Origin of the sequence: Streptomyces sp. bgisy159 (assembly GCF_965341775.1) — a bacterium.
Classification (GTDB): domain Bacteria; phylum Actinomycetota; class Actinomycetes; order Streptomycetales; family Streptomycetaceae; genus Streptomyces.
Window position 1 is genome coordinate 148,550 of sequence record NZ_CBDQZH010000009.1, and the last position, 14,495, is coordinate 163,044.

General features: G+C 72.2%; 13 protein-coding genes. 9 read left to right on the top strand and 4 right to left on the bottom strand.

The window, feature by feature from the left end; translation table 11 throughout:
- The first annotated feature begins 8 nt into the window (after positions 1 to 8).
- Entirely contained in the window at positions 9 to 695 is a 687-nt protein-coding gene (locus ACSLTV_RS12110) for a DUF6193 family natural product biosynthesis protein (RefSeq protein WP_435612096.1), read from the top strand.
- On the opposite strand, the gene ACSLTV_RS12115 is transcribed toward ACSLTV_RS12110, so the two are convergent.
- The 3 genes from ACSLTV_RS12115 to ACSLTV_RS12125 form a co-directional block, all read right to left on the bottom strand.
- On the bottom strand, positions 603 to 986 hold the full coding sequence (locus ACSLTV_RS12115; RefSeq protein ID WP_435612097.1) for a transposase: 384 nt from the start codon (positions 984 to 986) through the stop codon (positions 603 to 605). The genes ACSLTV_RS12110 and ACSLTV_RS12115 overlap by 93 nt on opposite strands.
- Complete coding sequence (locus ACSLTV_RS12120; RefSeq protein WP_435612098.1) at positions 983 to 2,632, bottom strand: ricin-type beta-trefoil lectin domain protein; 1,650 nt, start codon at positions 2,630 to 2,632, stop codon at positions 983 to 985. Before ACSLTV_RS12120 ends, ACSLTV_RS12115 begins: the two co-directional genes overlap by 4 nt.
- A 347-nt stretch (positions 2,633 to 2,979) precedes the next feature.
- Positions 2,980 to 3,873: an RNA polymerase sigma factor SigF gene (locus tag ACSLTV_RS12125; RefSeq protein ID WP_432135565.1), complete on the bottom strand. Its 894-nt coding sequence runs from the start codon at positions 3,871 to 3,873 to the stop codon at positions 2,980 to 2,982.
- A 251-nt stretch (positions 3,874 to 4,124) separates the two neighbouring features.
- Here ACSLTV_RS12125 and ACSLTV_RS12130 point away from each other — a divergent pair, with 251 nt between their 5' ends.
- From ACSLTV_RS12130 to ACSLTV_RS12155, 6 genes are all read left to right on the top strand, one after another.
- Positions 4,125 to 4,502: an STAS domain-containing protein gene (locus ACSLTV_RS12130; RefSeq protein ID WP_432135449.1), complete on the top strand. Its 378-nt coding sequence runs from the start codon at positions 4,125 to 4,127 to the stop codon at positions 4,500 to 4,502.
- Between the two features lie 268 nt (positions 4,503 to 4,770).
- The gene (locus ACSLTV_RS12135) at positions 4,771 to 5,247 is read left to right on the top strand and encodes an ATP-binding protein (protein WP_432135448.1); all 477 of its coding nucleotides are present in this window, start codon (positions 4,771 to 4,773) and stop codon (positions 5,245 to 5,247) included.
- A 353-nt stretch (positions 5,248 to 5,600) separates the two neighbouring features.
- Positions 5,601 to 6,356, top strand: a complete 756-nt coding sequence (locus ACSLTV_RS12140) for an LPXTG cell wall anchor domain-containing protein (RefSeq protein WP_435612099.1) — start codon at positions 5,601 to 5,603, stop codon at positions 6,354 to 6,356.
- A gap of 95 nt (positions 6,357 to 6,451) precedes the next feature.
- On the top strand, positions 6,452 to 7,459 hold the full coding sequence (locus ACSLTV_RS12145) for a hypothetical protein (protein ID WP_435612100.1): 1,008 nt from the start codon (positions 6,452 to 6,454) through the stop codon (positions 7,457 to 7,459).
- A complete protein-coding gene (locus tag ACSLTV_RS12150) occupies positions 7,456 to 8,796 on the top strand; it encodes a hypothetical protein (protein ID WP_435612101.1) in 1,341 nt (446 codons plus the stop codon). Before ACSLTV_RS12145 ends, ACSLTV_RS12150 begins: the two co-directional genes overlap by 4 nt.
- 179 nt (positions 8,797 to 8,975) lie before the next feature.
- Entirely contained in the window at positions 8,976 to 10,274 is a 1,299-nt protein-coding gene (locus tag ACSLTV_RS12155; RefSeq protein WP_432135563.1) for a hypothetical protein, read from the top strand.
- 90 nt (positions 10,275 to 10,364) lie between these two features.
- On the opposite strand, the gene ACSLTV_RS12160 is transcribed toward ACSLTV_RS12155, so the two are convergent.
- Positions 10,365 to 11,861 carry an oligopeptide:H+ symporter gene (locus tag ACSLTV_RS12160; protein ID WP_432135446.1) on the bottom strand — a complete coding sequence of 499 codons (1,497 nt, stop codon included), beginning with the start codon at positions 11,859 to 11,861 and terminating at the stop codon, positions 10,365 to 10,367.
- Positions 11,862 to 12,396: 535 nt separating this feature from the next.
- Here ACSLTV_RS12160 and ACSLTV_RS12165 point away from each other — a divergent pair.
- Together ACSLTV_RS12165 and ACSLTV_RS12170 are read left to right on the top strand one after the other, a co-directional pair.
- The gene (locus tag ACSLTV_RS12165) at positions 12,397 to 13,074 is read left to right on the top strand and encodes a response regulator transcription factor (RefSeq protein ID WP_432135445.1); all 678 of its coding nucleotides are present in this window, start codon (positions 12,397 to 12,399) and stop codon (positions 13,072 to 13,074) included.
- A 49-nt stretch (positions 13,075 to 13,123) separates the two neighbouring features.
- Positions 13,124 to 14,392, top strand: coding sequence for an ATP-binding protein (locus ACSLTV_RS12170; RefSeq protein WP_432135444.1), 1,269 nt, complete (start codon positions 13,124 to 13,126; stop codon positions 14,390 to 14,392).
- Positions 14,393 to 14,495 lie beyond the last annotated feature (103 nt).

Consider the following 14,495-nt stretch of genomic DNA (forward strand, 5'->3'; position numbering starts at 1 on the left):
TGATGGGAATGATCAACTTCGATCTCTATCCGGAGATTCGGGATGCTGGCTCGCTATCTTCGGCCATGGCTGAAGTGGCAGATAAAGTCGGCCTCGATTTGGCCGGAGTGTGCAGTCAATCCGAGGGTGGGTCCGGCGTGATCTCCACCGCGCAGGTGGATTCAAGTCGTGGAAAAATCTTGGTGTGGCTCGACGAGTCCACAAGGACATTCTTTGTTGGCGTCCAAGAGGGCCGGTTTGTCTGGGCTGAAGGTGCCACCGATGATCTCGCTGCTCTGGTTGCTGCGTCGGTGGCGTGGCGTGATGGCATGTCGGTAGGTGAGTTCGCAGAGAATTTTCCTTTCATGGTGCTTACGCGACTCGCTAGGGAGCGGGAGGCGGGTGATCCGGTGCGGGCCCAGTGGGACTGGCTTCTGAATTCGGAAATATTTGAAGACGAGCGACCTCTTGTGGAGGCCGCTCACGCCGAGTATCGCCTCCGTCGATTGTTCCCGAATTTGAGCCATGGGACATTGCGGCTCAGTGCGAATTTTGGAGTGCAGGGATCGCGCGAGATTCACATCAAACCTCTGGATAGCGGTCGCTATCGTGTCGAAGATACTTCAGTGCCTGGTTCGTCTTTCGTCGCTGGCGGCTTGATGGAGGCGGTCGTATCCGCCGCCGAGTTTCTTGAGCGAGGACCAGATTTGGAATGAGGTGGCTTCCTTTGTTTCATTCGCCGCCTTCCGCAGGATCTCGCGCTCTTCCTTCAGCTCGCGGACCTTCTTGCGCAGAGCGGCGTTCTCCGCCTCCAACGGTGTCGGCGGCTCGGTCGGCACCTCCGCCCGGCGCCCCCGCGGCCGGCTCGCACCAGCGGCGCGGACCCAGTTCCGCAGGGTCTCGGGGTTGATCCCCAGATCGGCGGCGACCTGCCTGATCGTCGCCTCGGGCCGCGACCGGTACAGCGCGACCGCGTCCGCCTTGAACTGCGGCGGATAGTTCTTCACGACCACGAGATGTCCGCTCTCAGATCCTCAGGATCCAGTGTCAAGGCCCCCCACCGCTGCCCCCCGCCCCACCCCGCCGGCTGGAACCACACGTCGCCGTAGCCGTTGTCGGTCAGGGTCGTGTCGGGGTCGATGGCGGGGCGGATGGTGCCGTCGGAGGGGATCAGGAAGGTGAGGTTGCGTCCGTTGCGGCCGTAGACCGAGGAGCAGGTCCAGATGCCGGCGCCCCGGTCGGTGGACCCGCGGCTGTCCAGGCAGTAGGCGGGGTCGGCGTACGACTGGAGGACGCCGAGGTCGGCGTCGTAGCGCCAGCGCTGGCTGGGGGAGGCGGAGCAGGGGACGGTGACGACGTCCGTGCCGTTGGTGAAGTCGCCGGCGACCTCCAGGCAGCGGCCCGTGGTGAGGTTCACGACCTGGGCGTAGGCGGCGCCGGGCGGGTAGGTCGGGGCCGGCTGGGGCTTCGGGGTCGGTTTCGGGGTCTTCGGGGGCGCGGTGGGCGTGCGGGCCGGGGTGGGGGGAGGGGTGGGGGTCGGGGTAGGGGATGTGGCGGTGCGTGAGGGAGACGGAGAAGGTGACGGAGAGGCCGGTGCGGGGGACGGCTGGGGTGGCGGGACCGTGACCGGGGGGAGGGGGCGAGGGGTGGCCGCCACCGTGTCCGTCGCGGGGTCGGTCGGGGCGTCCCCGGGGGTGAGGAGAAGCAGCAGGGGGGCCAGGGCCACGCCCAGTGCCGCCGAGGCCAGGACGAAGCGGCGGGGTGGGGGCCAGGCCGTCGCGGGCGTCTGCTCCCGGAGCGGTGTCGGGAGCGGCGGGGGAGTGGTGGCCGGCGTCGACGGGTGTTCGCTGCCCGCGACCGCTGCAGCGGCCGTACGCCGCTCCGCCGCGTACGCCGTCCCCGCCCAAGGCAGCAGGCCCTCCGCCAGGGTCGCGGCCGGGGCGTCCCGCAGGGCGCACTGTTCCTCGTACGCGGCCGTGCAGTGGGGACAGTGGGCCTTGTGGGACGTGAGGTCGGCGCTGTGGCGGGGGGTGTCGGGACGGACGGACTCCTCGATGAGGCGGTGGAAGTCGGCGCAGTCCGGGTCGGGGGAGGCGGTGAGGCGCAGGCGGAGGGCGGTGCGGGCCAGGGTCTGCAAGGCCGGGGCGACGCCGGGGGTGATGTCCTCGGGGGGCAGCCCGAGGAAGGCCGCCGTACGGGGGGCGGGCTCCCGCTCGACCAGGCCGTACCAGAGCAGGGCCTGGGTGCGGGAGGAGAGGCTGCGGAAGGCGGGGAGGAGGGGCGGGGTGGGGACGGGGGTGGTGACCACGGCCGTGTTGAGGGACGCGGCCCGGTCGTCGCCGGCCCAGTCGGCGGCCAGTCGGCAGGACAGCAGGAGGAGGTGGTGGCGCCAGGGGAGCCCGGGGTCGTTGCCGTGGGCCGTCTCCCGGGCCGCCAGGGCGAAGGCGCGGGCCGCGAGACCGCGGGCCGCCGTCTCGCCCACCGTGCAGAGCCGCGCGTAGTCGAGCAGGTACGGCTCGTGCCGCTCGCGCAGCTCCCGCAGCGCCGGGTACGCCAGCGCGGGCGCCGCCCGCAGCAGCTCGGCGAGACGCGTGTCGGGGGCACCGGACATGGACGGTCCGCCGATTCGGCCGCTCGCGTCGGCACGGGGCATGGGGGTCGCTCCTCACCTGAAACTGACCTACTGGTCGGTCTGGGGTGGGGTGACCATAGTGGCGCAGAACACGTTTGGGGAGGTTTCCCGGGGTAACCGGGGCTCGGGGGAGTGCGTGTCCGGACGACCAAGAGCGGGCGGCCACCTCATCAGGTTTGCCGCCCGCGCTCTTGGTTCACACCGCTGGGCACATCACCGGCGCATCGGCATCGCCGGCACTTCGCCGGTCGCGACGCCGGGCGCCTCTCGGGGCTGTCGCCGGTCGCCCTTCGCGCCGCGGAGGGCATCGTTCGCGGGTCACCGCCCGTCGCGTAACCGGCTCCGTCGCCGGTCGCGCCCGGCGACGCCTACTCCTCCGAGATCAGCCCCTTGCGCAGCCGCCCGAGCGTCCGCGACAGCAGCCGTGAGACGTGCATCTGGGAGATGCCCAGCTCCTCGCCGATCTCGGACTGGGTCATGTTCGCCACGAAGCGCAGGGAGAGGATCTTGCGGTCGCGCGGCGGGAGTTCGGCGATGAGGGGCTTCAACGACTCGACGTACTCGATGCCTTCGAGTCCGTGGTCCTCGTAGCCGATGCGGTCGGCCAGCGCGCCCTCGGTGTCGTCCTCCTCGGGCTGGGCGTCCAGCGAGGAGGCGGTGTAGGCGTTCGAGGCGGCCATGCCCTCGACGACCTCGTCGTTCGATATGCCGAGGCGCTCGGCCAGTTCCGCGACGGTGGGGGCGCGGTCGAGCTTCTGGGCCAGTTCGTCGCCCGCCTTGGCCAGGTCGAGACGGAGTTCCTGCAGTCGCCTCGGTACCCGTACCGACCACGACGTGTCGCGGAAGAAGCGCTTGATCTCGCCGACGATGGTCGGCATCGCGAACGTGGGGAACTCGACGCCTCGGGAGAGTTCGAAGCGGTCGATCGCCTTGATCAGGCCGATGGTGCCGACCTGGATGATGTCCTCCATCGGCTCGCTGCGGGAGCGGAAGCGGGAGGCGGCGAACTTGACCAGGGCCAGGTTGAGTTCGACCAGGGTGTTGCGGACGTACGAGTATTCGTGGGTGCCTTCTTCGAGGGATTCGAGCCGCTCGAAAAGGGTCTTGGAGAGAGCCCGCGCGTCGACGGGTCCGACCTCGTCGTACGGAGGGATCTCGGGGAGTCCCTCGATGACATCGACGGGATGGATGGGATCCAGATGTTCCGGAGTGGGTGTCGACGTCGCACCGTAGGGATGCGGTGCGTCGAGCCGCGGTGACATGATGTCCTCCATCGTTCTCGGCATATGGCTGCCGAAGCCAGTACGTGCACTGCGGTGTGCGGCGCCTCCAAAGCCGGCCGTGTCGGTTACGTGTCTCTACTAGCCCTACCCGCTTTCCCGAGGTCACCGCAAGTACGATCTGTGTACTTATGTCCGTTTACGGGGGGTTGTTCGGCTGTGGAAACGCGTAACGAAGGCGTAGTGTTCGAGGGCATCAGCACGGACCGAGACGACCCCGGGAGAGAGACGGCATGGACCGCGGGACAGTCGGCAGCGCACAGTCGGGCCGGCTTCTGGTGGAGGTGCGGGAAGAGGGCTCCAGCGCCGTCGTGACGCCGGCGGGTGAGCTCGATCACCACACCGCCGAGTTGCTGCGTGAACCCCTCGACGCCTGTCTCACCAAGGGTTTCAGTCGACTGGTGATCGACTGCTCACGGCTGGAGTTCTGCGACTCCACCGGACTCAACGTGTTGCTCGGCGCACGGCTGAAGGCGGAGGCCGCAGGTGGAGGAGTGCATCTGGCGGGGATGCTGCCGGTCGTCGCCCGGGTCTTCGAGATCACCGGCGCCGACGCCGTCTTCACCGTGCACGACTCGGTCGAGGCGGCCCTCGCCGAGGAAGACGGCTGATTGTCGCGCAGGTCACTTCCCTTCCTGCACGGAGTGCCGAAAGGGGGGTGTTCCGTCGCATCCGTCGGGCAGGAGACATGCGGGCGGCGGTGTCCCGACGTGCCGACGGAACCGGACATCGGCACACACGCAAACAACGGCACAGAGCAACGGCGACGGACAGCCGTACGGAGCGGTGGCGCAGCAACCGCGACTTCTTCGATGTCCTGGACCCTTCAAAACGTGATCTTTCCATCGTGAACTGGTGAATCGGTGAGGTGAAGCGCTGATGAGCACCACCCGGCCTGTCTCGCCGGGCTCCCCGGAGCCCAGCGGCGCTTCGGGGGCATCGGCCGGCCGTCAGGTCCGCAGACTGGACTTCGACGGCGCGAGTGGCGTCGTCCCGCTGGCCCGGGACTTCGCCCGGCAGGCGTTGTACGCGTGGGGGTGGCTGCCCGCCGCCACCGCGGACCAGCGTGCCGCGGCCGAGGACGTACTGCTCGTGGTCTCCGAGCTGGTCACCAATGCCTGCCTGCATGCCGAGGGGCCGCAGGAGATGCGGCTGGGCTGCGACAACAAGGTCATCCGCGTCGAGGTCGTCGACCGCGGCAGCGGGCAGCCGGCACCCCGGACCCCGCACCGTTCCGGGCGGCCCGGGGGGCACGGCATGTTCATCGTGCAGCGGCTGTGCCTGGACTGGGGGGTCGTCCGTACGCCCGGGGTCGCCGGCAAGACCGTCTGGGCGGAGCTGGGCGCTCCGGCGTAGACCTGGGCACTTCGGCGCAGCCCCTGGCGCCCTGAGGCTGCTGTCCTGGGTGCCGCGGCGTAGATCCTGGGCGATCCGGCGTAGATCCTGGGGGCTCCGGCGTTGACCTCTGGCGCTTCGGTGAGGATTTCGGCGCCCCGGCGCAGGGAGCGGTCCGGGGCTGCCGGTGCGGGGCGCCTGAGCGGGGGCGGCCCCGCCTTCTCCGGTCCCCACGTCCTTCGGCGCCGCCCGGCGCTTCCGGCGCGCCGCTTGTCTTCCCTCCTTCGGTCCCCGGGCGTACCTTGACGGCCGATCTGATGTGCCGTCAGGAAGGCGGCCGGGCAAGGGACACCGCGGGAGTGAGGGGACGGACCGTGTCGAAGCACAAGCGAGGCGCCGCGCTGGCGTCGGCCGCCGCCCTGGCCGGGGCCGCCGTCCTGACGGCCGCGCCGGGCGCCCGGGCCGAGGTCGTCGACGTCAACTACCACTGTGAGACGCCCATCGGCGACAAGAGCGCCGTGTCGCCCATCGACATCAAGGGCGTCAGGAGCGGCTCCGGCTACCGCATCACCATGTCCTGGCAGAAGGGTGTCTCCTCCAGCCCCGTCGAACTGGGCAAGGGCGCGATGAACCCGAGCGCCACCATCAAGCTGGGCGGCGCCGACAGCGGCACGCTGAACGTCACCGGCCCGGCCAACCAGGCGGCCATCCCCGCCGACACCCCCATCAAGATCAGCGATCTGAGCGGCACCTACACCCCGAAGAAGAGCGGCAAGGTCACCTTCACGGCCGGCGTGCTGACCATCAAGGCCCTCGGCACGACCACCACCTGCACGCCCACCAACAGCCCCGGCCCGTCCCTCACTCTCGACGTGACGGCGGCCGGCGGTGGCGGGGGCGGTGACACCCCGTCAAAACCCGGCTCCGGCAACGAAAGCGCAGGCGGCCAGGGCTCCGGCGGCCAAGCCTCCGGCAACCGGCTCCCGCGGACCGGCCCCGAGGACTCCGCCGTCGCCCTCGCCACCCTCGGCGGCACGGTCCTCCTCGCGGGCGCGGCCGGCGCCCTGTGGCTGAGCCGCCGCCGGCCCGCCCGCAACGAGCCCGCCCCCGGCAGCCCCACCCGCCGCTGACCCGGGCACTGCTGACCCGAGTACAGCCCGCCCGAGTACAGCCGACCCGAGCACTGCCGACCCGAGCACTGCGGATACGACCGCCGGAGCCGCCGATGCCGTACGCCGTCGCCGTCCGTGTCCTGCTGCCGGCCCTGCCGCTGCTGCTGGGCGCCGCCCCGCCGCTCGCGGAGACCGGGGGCGGCTGGTCGGCCGCGCCCTCCGGTGGCGGACGCCCCTCCTTCTACGCCGAGGGCACCCCCGGAACGGTTCTGCAGGACACCGTCGCCGTCACCAACCCGGACGACCACCCGCTCGCCGTCCGCCTGTCCGGCACCGGCCCGCCCCTCGTCTTCGCCGACCCGGCACCGCGCGTCCCGGCCCGCACCCGCGCCGAGATCCCCTTCACGGTCACGGTCCCGGCGGACGCGGCACCAGGTGACCGCACGGGCAGCGTGGTCGTACGGGACGCGCAGGGCCGGGAGGCGACGGTACGGTTGTTGCTGCGGGTCGGCGGACCGAAGCTGGCCGCGCTCAGCGTGGAGCAGGCGGCCGTGGGTGCCGACGGCATCACGTACACGCTGGTCAACCGGGGTACGACCGCACTCGCACCGCACCTCGCCGTACGGGCCGACGGCGTCCTGGGCCCCGTCCTCGACCGCGCCGAGCGCCCCTTGCCGGTGATCGTGCCCCCGGGCGGCCGGCTGCGGCTGACCGAGCCCTGGCCGGACCGCCCGGTGCTGGACGCCGTCACCGTACGCCTGACCGTGACCGCCCCCGGTGGTGCCCGCGCCACGGCCGACGCGTCGGCGACCTTCGTCCCGTGGGGCGCGGTGGCGGGTACGGCGGCGGGAGCGGCGGCGCTCGTGGGTGCGGCCGCTTCGCTACGGCGACGGGGACGCCGCAGGCGGGGAGCCGACCGCGCGCCCGCGCACGCCATGCTCACCGGACCGCCCGCGCCCCCCGGACCGCCCGCGCCCCCCGGACCGCCCGGACCGCCCGGACCGACCGAGCCGTCCGTGCCCGGACCGCCCGCGCCGACGACACCGACCTCGCCGCAGGAACCGTCTGCGCCGGCCGGACCGCTCCGGCCGGCGCCCGCACCGACGGGAGCCCCGAAGTGAAGCCGCGGGTCAGGGCCAGGCCGTCGAGGCGGCTGCTTCTGCCGCTGCTGGTGTCCCTCCTGGCCGTGCTCCCCCTGCTCCCTCTGTCCCCCCTGACCGGCCCGGCGTCGGCGGCCGAAGCCGGGCCGGTCGTGACCGTCGCCCCCACCCAGGCCGGCGTCGGCGGCTCGGTCACCGTCAGGGGCAGCGGCTGGCGGCCCCGCACCCTGGTGATGTTGCTGATCTGCGGACAGTCGGTGCCGGCCCGGGGCGTGATCGGCGGCACCAACTCCTGTGCCAACGCGGACGGCCGGGCCGTCACCACGGACGCCGACGGCCGGTTCAGCCACCGCCTCCCCGTCGCCGAACCGCCGGTGCCCTGTCCCTGCGTGGTCCACGCGGCCACCGCGACCGGCGAGCGGGCACGGGCCGACGCCGTGTTCCAGGTGGCCGGGCACCCCGTGGCGGCGCTGCCCCCGCCCTCCGCCGGCCGGTTGCGGATGCTGTCCCCGCCCCGGCTGGAGGGCTCCGGCTCCCTGCTCACCTGGTTCGGGGCGCCCCCGGCCCGCACCCTGGTCCTCACCGTGGGCAACGTCGGCACCGAGCCGCTGAAGGACTTGGTCTTCCAGGTCGGCACCGCCCACGGCGTGTTCGCCCCGCAGTGGGAGGAGCGGCGCTGGCGCGGCACCCTGGCCCCCGGCAAGAAGGCCCGCGTCGAACTGCCGGTCGAACTGTCCGCCGGGGCGCACGGCGACTACACGGTCTCCGTCCGGTACGGCGGGAAGGTCCTCGCCCGGCAGCCGTGGGGCGTCGGCCGGCCGTGGGGCGTCACCGTGTTCTGGGTGCTGCTGTGCCTGGTGGTCCCGGTGGGGGTGTTCCGTGCCGGGATGGCGGTGGTGGACCGGGTACGTCCCCGGGGCCCCGCGCGACCCGCCGTCACCCGACGTTTCCCCGCCCGGGGTCCTACCCCGCCTCCCCCGGCCCCGCCTCTCGCCGAGCGGCGACCCGCCGAGCAACTCCTCCCCGAGCAGCCTCTCCCTCACCCGAGCTCCACCCCGAGCTCCACCCCGAGCCCCGACCCCGGCCTCACCCCGAGGCCGCTCGCCGCCGTACGCCGCCTCACCGCGCCCGCCGTACGCGGGGCCACCGCGCTCGCCGTACGCCTGACCGGCCGCAGGAACCCCCGCCCATCCGAACCCGCACCGGCACCGGCACCCACCCGCACCCCGACCCTGCCGTGGTTCACCCCGGACACCGATCCGGGCCCGGCGGGGCGGCTCTCCGCACCGCACGAAGACGACCGCCCGACGCGTCGCACGACCCCCACGACGCCCGGCAGGAAGGGAACCCCCACGTGAGCGAGCGCGAGAGAGCCACCCCCGGCCCGGTCCCCGGCCCAGCCACCGGCCCCGCCCGAGGCCCAGCCACCGCCCCAGGCCCCGCACCCCTCCCCGAGCGTCCTCCCGGACGCGCCCCCGGACGTGCTCCCCGACGCGCTCCGGAACGTGCCTCCGGCCGCCCTCCCCTCCCCAGAGGCCTGGCCGCCGTCACCGCCGCCGCCCTGGCCGTCGGCACGGCAGCCCTGCTCGGCCTGGCCACCGGACCGGCCCAGGCCGCCGAGGTGTCGTACGCCACCCACTGCGTGCCGCCCGCCGGCATCCCCCCGGTGGACGGCACCACGAAGGTCGACATCACCGTTCCGGCCACGGCGAAGGTGGGCGAGACCGTCGACATCGTCTGGAAGTTCACCCGGCCCGCGTCCAGGAACCCGGACATCATCGATCTCCCGGCCGACTCGGTGCAGCCCTCCGGCACCCTCCGGGCGGCCGGCGCGCAGACCACCGACATCGCGCTGCGGGGGCCCCGGAAGAACCCCCCGATCCCCAAGGGCGCCCAGATGGTGCTGTCGGACATGAGGGGCACGCTGGAGCTGACGGCGGCGGGCCGGGTGACGCTGACCCCGGACGCGTACGTCGTCAACGCGATGGGCACGAACACGACCTGCTCACCGACCGAGCCGGTGGCGCCGGCGGCGACGATCACGGTGACGGCCGGGGACGGCGGCCCGACGAGCCAGTCCCCGACGGCGTCGCAGCCGCCCTCCTCCTCGCCCCCGTCGTCCTCCTCGCCCTCGGCGCCGCCGTCGGGTTCGCCGCCCCCGTCGCCGTCGAGCCGCCCCAGCCCGTCACCCGGCGACACCGGCGGGCAGACCGACTTCACCGGCAAGGTCGTGGACGTGCCGTACACCTGCCAGTCGCCCCTCGGCGAGAAGAAGGCGACGTCGCCGGTCCAGATCGACGCCAGGAAGAGCGGCGGTGGTTACGACCTCACCGTGCGGTTCAGGAAGTCGGTGATGAACAGCCCCGCCGACATCCCGGCGAACTCCGTCGAACCGTCGATGGAGGTGGCGCTGGGCGGCGCCGACTCCGGCACCGTCCACGTCGAGGGCCCGGCGAACGCCCGGCCGGTCAAATCGGGGGAGCCGATCGAGATTCCCGACCTCAAGGGCACTTACAGGCCGGGCGCGACCGGCGTCTCCACCCTCTCCCCGGGCGTCCTCACCATCAACGCCCTGGGCACGACGACGACCTGCGCACCCGACCGCACGGCCGTCTCCCTGACTCTGGACACCACCGAACAGGCGAGCGGCGCCTCCGGCGGCAGCGGTTCCTCCGGGGCCGGCGGTTCCTCCGGCGGTACGTCCACCGGCGGCGGCCTGGCCGACACCGGCTCCGGCGACCACGGTGCCCTCAAGGCCCTGGGGCTGGTCGCGGGCACCACCGTCCTCCTGGGAGCGGCCGTCTTCACGTACATGCCCCGTCGCCGGGCCAGGTGACCTGCCCGCCGGCGGCCGCCCACGAACAGGGGAAGGCCGTCGCGCCCCACCGGGGTGCGACGGCCTTCACGGCCCTGCCGACGGCGGACGTCAGTGAACGTCGCCCATGAGTTCCTTGACCTTCTTGCGGTACATCCACACGGCCGCACCCGCGACGACCGCGAGCACCGCCTCCAGCGCCACGACCCCCATCCGGTTGAGGTCGACCTCGGCGATGGACAGCAGACCGGTCGTCGCGTCACCGGCGGTGACCGCCAGGAACCAGACGCCCATCATCTGCGAGGCGTACTTCTGCGGCGCCATCTTGGTGGTGACGGACAGGCCCACCGGGGAGATCGTCAGCTCACCGAGCGTCTGCACGAAGTAGATCGCGGCCAGCCACAGCGCGGCGGCCTTGTGCCCGCCCTCGGCGATCGACAGCGGCGCCAGGAAGAGGAAGAAGGAGGCGCCGATCAGGACGAGGCCCATCGTGAACTTGACCGCGGTGCTCGGCTCCTTGCCGCGCCGGGCCAGCGCCAGCCAGGCCCAGGCGAACACGGGGGCCAGCGCCATGATCATGACGGGGTTGACCGACTGGTACCAGGAGACCGGGAACTCCCAGCCGAAGACCGAGTTCTCCGCCGAGGACTCGGCGAACAGCGACACGGTCGAGCCGCCCTGGTCGTAGATCATCCAGAACACGGCCGCGGCGACGAAGAACCAGATGTAGGCGGTCAGCTTGGACTGCTCCGCGCGGTCCAGCTCCTTGTCCCGCTTCATCCGGGCGATGACCAGGACCGGGATGACCAGGCCGGCGATCGTGATCGGGACCAGCAGCCAGTTCAGGGTGTAGACGCCGGAGACGCCCACGACGAGGTAGAAGACCGCGGCGACGGCGGCCCAGAAGGCGGCCTTGCGCAGGGTCGCCGCCTTCTCCGGGGCGGTCAGCGGGGTCGGGACGACGTCCGACCGGCTGTCCAGGTGGCGGCCGCCGAGCAGGAACTGGGTGAGGCCCAGCGCCATGCCGAGGGCGGCGAGCGCGAAGCCCAGGTGCCAGTTGACGTTCTCACCGACGGTGCCGATGGCCAGCGGGGCGGCGAAGGCACCGAGGTTGATGCCGATGTAGAAGACCGTGAAGCCACCGTCGCGGCGCGGGTCCTCCGGGCCGTCGTAGAGGTGGCCGACCATCGTCGAGATGTTGGCCTTGAGCAGTCCGGAACCGATCGCGACCAGACCGAGGCCCCCGTAGAAGGTGCCGGCCCACGGCAGGGCCAGGGTCAGATGGCCGAGCATGATGATCGCGCCGGCGACGGCGACGGTCTTGCGCGGGCCGAGCACGCGGTCCGCGAACCAGCCACCGGGCAGGGCGAGCAGGTACACCAGGGACAGGTACACCGAGTAGATCGCGGTCGCCGTGCCCGCGCTCAGGTGCAGGCCGCCCGGAGCAACCAGGTACAGCGGGAGCAGGGCCTTCATGCCGTAGTAGGAGAACCGCTCCCACATCTCGGTCATGAAGAGGGTGGCCAGACCGCGGGGGTGGCCGAAGAAGGCTTTGTCGGGGCCGGGGGTGCCCGGCTGGACCGAGTCCTTCGTCAGGCTGGTCGCCATGTCGTTCCTTGCTGGTCGGGACGCGCGAGTGGAGCGACGCGCGCCCGGTGGGGCGGCCGGCACCGGCGCGATCGGCCCGTCCGCCCCACGCCCGGGGGGAGTCCGCTCCGACCGGGTCGGGGAGCGGGGACGGCGACCACCGGGATCCACGCCCTTGCGCATGTCGTCGCGCATGAGGCCCGGCCACAGGTCATTCCTTTCGAGGCCGGCCTCGGCCGGCCCGCACACAAAAGAGACCTTCAGCGTCAAGTCGTCGCCAAAGGTCCCTGCGGTGCTACAGGCGTTGTTTCACCATACGGCAGGACAGTGCCGGATATGGAAGCACTTGAGAGATGGATCACAGGCGATCAAGGAGCCAGATGCATGGGCTCCAAGGTCCATATCCGGTACCACCATGGAAACCATAGGTCTGGACCACTCTCGGTGACCAATCGGGCGCCTCGTCGGAGGGCGGCTTGTCCGGTGTGTCCCTCGGTAAGAATCCGGCTCAGCGATCACACCTCGGCCGAATGGCGCCGCGGACTACCATCGGCTCATGACCCGTGTACTGCTCGCCGAGGACGACGCGTCCATCTCGGAGCCGCTGGCCCGCGCACTGCGCCGCGAAGGGTACGAGGTCGAGGTGCGCGAGGACGGACCGGCCGCGCTCGACGCCGGGATGCAGGGCGGCATCGACCTGGTGGTGCTGGACCTGGGCCTGCCCGGCATGGACGGCCTGGAGGTGGCCCGCCGGCTGCGCGCCGACGGCCACACCGTGCCCATCCTGATCCTGACCGCGCGGGCCGACGAGGTCGACACCGTGGTCGGTCTGGACGCGGGCGCCGACGACTACGTCACCAAGCCGTTCCGCCTCGCCGAACTGCTCGCCCGGGTGCGGGCCCTGCTGCGGCGCGGCTCCACCGAGCCCCAGCAGCCGCCCGCCACCCACGGGGTGCGGATCGACGTCGAGTCGCACCGGGCGTGGATGGGCGACGAGGAACTCCAGCTGACCGCCAAGGAGTTCGACCTGCTGCGGGTGCTGGTGCGCGACGCCGGCCGGGTCGTCACCCGCGACCAGCTGATGCGTGAGGTCTGGGACACCACCTGGTGGTCCTCCACCAAGACCCTCGACATGCACATCTCCTGGCTGCGCAAGAAGCTCGGCGACGACGCGGCCAACCCGCGGTACATCGCCACCGTCCGCGGCGTGGGCTTCCGCTTCGAGAAGAGCTGAGCGCAGACAGGGCCGGAAGGCCGCAGGACCTGACCCGGAGAGCCGTTCCGTGCGTCGTCGACTCATCCAGTCCACCCTCGCCGTCGTGCTGGTGGTGATCGCCGTCTTCGGGATCTCCCTCGTCATCGTCGAGACCCGGACCATCAGCAGCAGCGCCCAGGAGCGGGTGGACTCCGAGGCGGTACGCCTCGTCGGCATCGTGGACAGCCGCCTCCTCGGGCACGAGGACGTGACCGCCGAGCTGCTGCGCGAGCAGGTCACCGAGGACCGGTACGCGGTCGTCCGCATCCCCGGCCGGGACCCCATCGAACTCGGCACCGAACCCGGCGGCGAGGTCATCCACGCCGAGGAGCGCGGCGAGGGCGGCGAGACCGTACGGGTCGAGGAACCGCGGTCCGCGGTCACCCGGGAGGTCGGCCGCACCCTGCTGATCATCGGGCTGGTGGCCCTGCTCGCGGTGGTCGCCGCCGTACTGCTCGCCGTCCGGCAGGCCAACCGCCTCGCCTCCCCGCTGACCGACCTCGCCGAGACCGCCGAACGCCTCGGCTCCGGCGACCCGCGCCCCCGCCACAAGCGCTACGGCGTCCCCGAGCTGGACCGGGTCGCCGACGTGCTGGACTCCTCCGCCGAGCGGATCGCACGCATGCTGACCGCCGAGCGCAGGCTCGCCGCCGACGCCTCCCACCAGCTCCGCACACCGCTGACCGCGCTGTCCATGCGGCTGGAGGAGATCACCCTCACCGACGACCCGGACACCGTGAAGGACGAGGCGAACGTCGCGCTGGCCCAGGTGGAGCGGCTGACGGACGTCGTCGAGCGGCTGCTGACCAACTCCCGCGACCCGCGCACCGGCTCGGCCGTCACCTTCGACCTCGACGAGGTCATCCAGCAGCAGCTAGCCGAGTGGCGGCCGGCCTACCGCAGCGCGGGCCGGGCCATCGTCAGCTCCGGCAAGCGGCACCTGAGGGCGGTGGGCACGCCCGGCGCGGTCGCCCAGGTCCTGGCCGCGCTGATCGAGAACTCGCTGATGCACGGCGGCGGCACCGTCGCGCTGCGTACCCGGGTCACCGGCAACCAGGCGGTCATCGAGGTCACCGACGAGGGGCCCGGCGTCCCCGCCGACCTCGGTGCGCGGATCTTCGAACGGGCGATCAGCGGCCGCAACTCGACCGGCATCGGACTCGCGGTCGCCCGCGACCTGGCGGAGGCGGACGGCGGGCGGCTGGAGATGCTGCAGGCCCAGCCGCCGGTGTTCGGCCTGTTCCTGTCGCGGACGCCGCCGCGGAAGTCGGAGCAGCAGGAACAGACGGTCAGGTAGCCGTCGGGCCAGGCAGCCGTCGGGCCAGGCAGCCGTCGGGCCAGGCAGCCGTCGGGCCAGGCAGCCGACGGGCCGGGCAGTCGTCGGCCCGCGGCCCCGCTGT

Bases quoted from the DNA above. Each gene is read 5' to 3' on its own strand.
- ACSLTV_RS12135 (WP_432135448.1), top strand. From the start codon at position 4,771: ATGAGCACCACCCGGCCTGTCTCGCCGGGCTCCCCGGAGCCCAGCGGC.
- ACSLTV_RS12120 (WP_435612098.1), bottom strand. From the start codon at position 2,632: ATGCCCCGTGCCGACGCGAGCGGCCGAATCGGCGGACCGTCCATGTCC.
- ACSLTV_RS12165 (WP_432135445.1), top strand. From the start codon at position 12,397: ATGACCCGTGTACTGCTCGCCGAGGACGACGCGTCCATCTCGGAGCCG.
- ACSLTV_RS12160 (WP_432135446.1), bottom strand. From the start codon at position 11,861: ATGGCGACCAGCCTGACGAAGGACTCGGTCCAGCCGGGCACCCCCGGC.
- ACSLTV_RS12110 (WP_435612096.1), top strand. From the start codon at position 9: ATGATCAACTTCGATCTCTATCCGGAGATTCGGGATGCTGGCTCGCTA.
- ACSLTV_RS12130 (WP_432135449.1), top strand. From the start codon at position 4,125: ATGGACCGCGGGACAGTCGGCAGCGCACAGTCGGGCCGGCTTCTGGTG.
- ACSLTV_RS12125 (WP_432135565.1), bottom strand. From the start codon at position 3,873: ATGTCACCGCGGCTCGACGCACCGCATCCCTACGGTGCGACGTCGACA.
- ACSLTV_RS12145 (WP_435612100.1), top strand. From the start codon at position 6,452: ATGCCGTACGCCGTCGCCGTCCGTGTCCTGCTGCCGGCCCTGCCGCTG.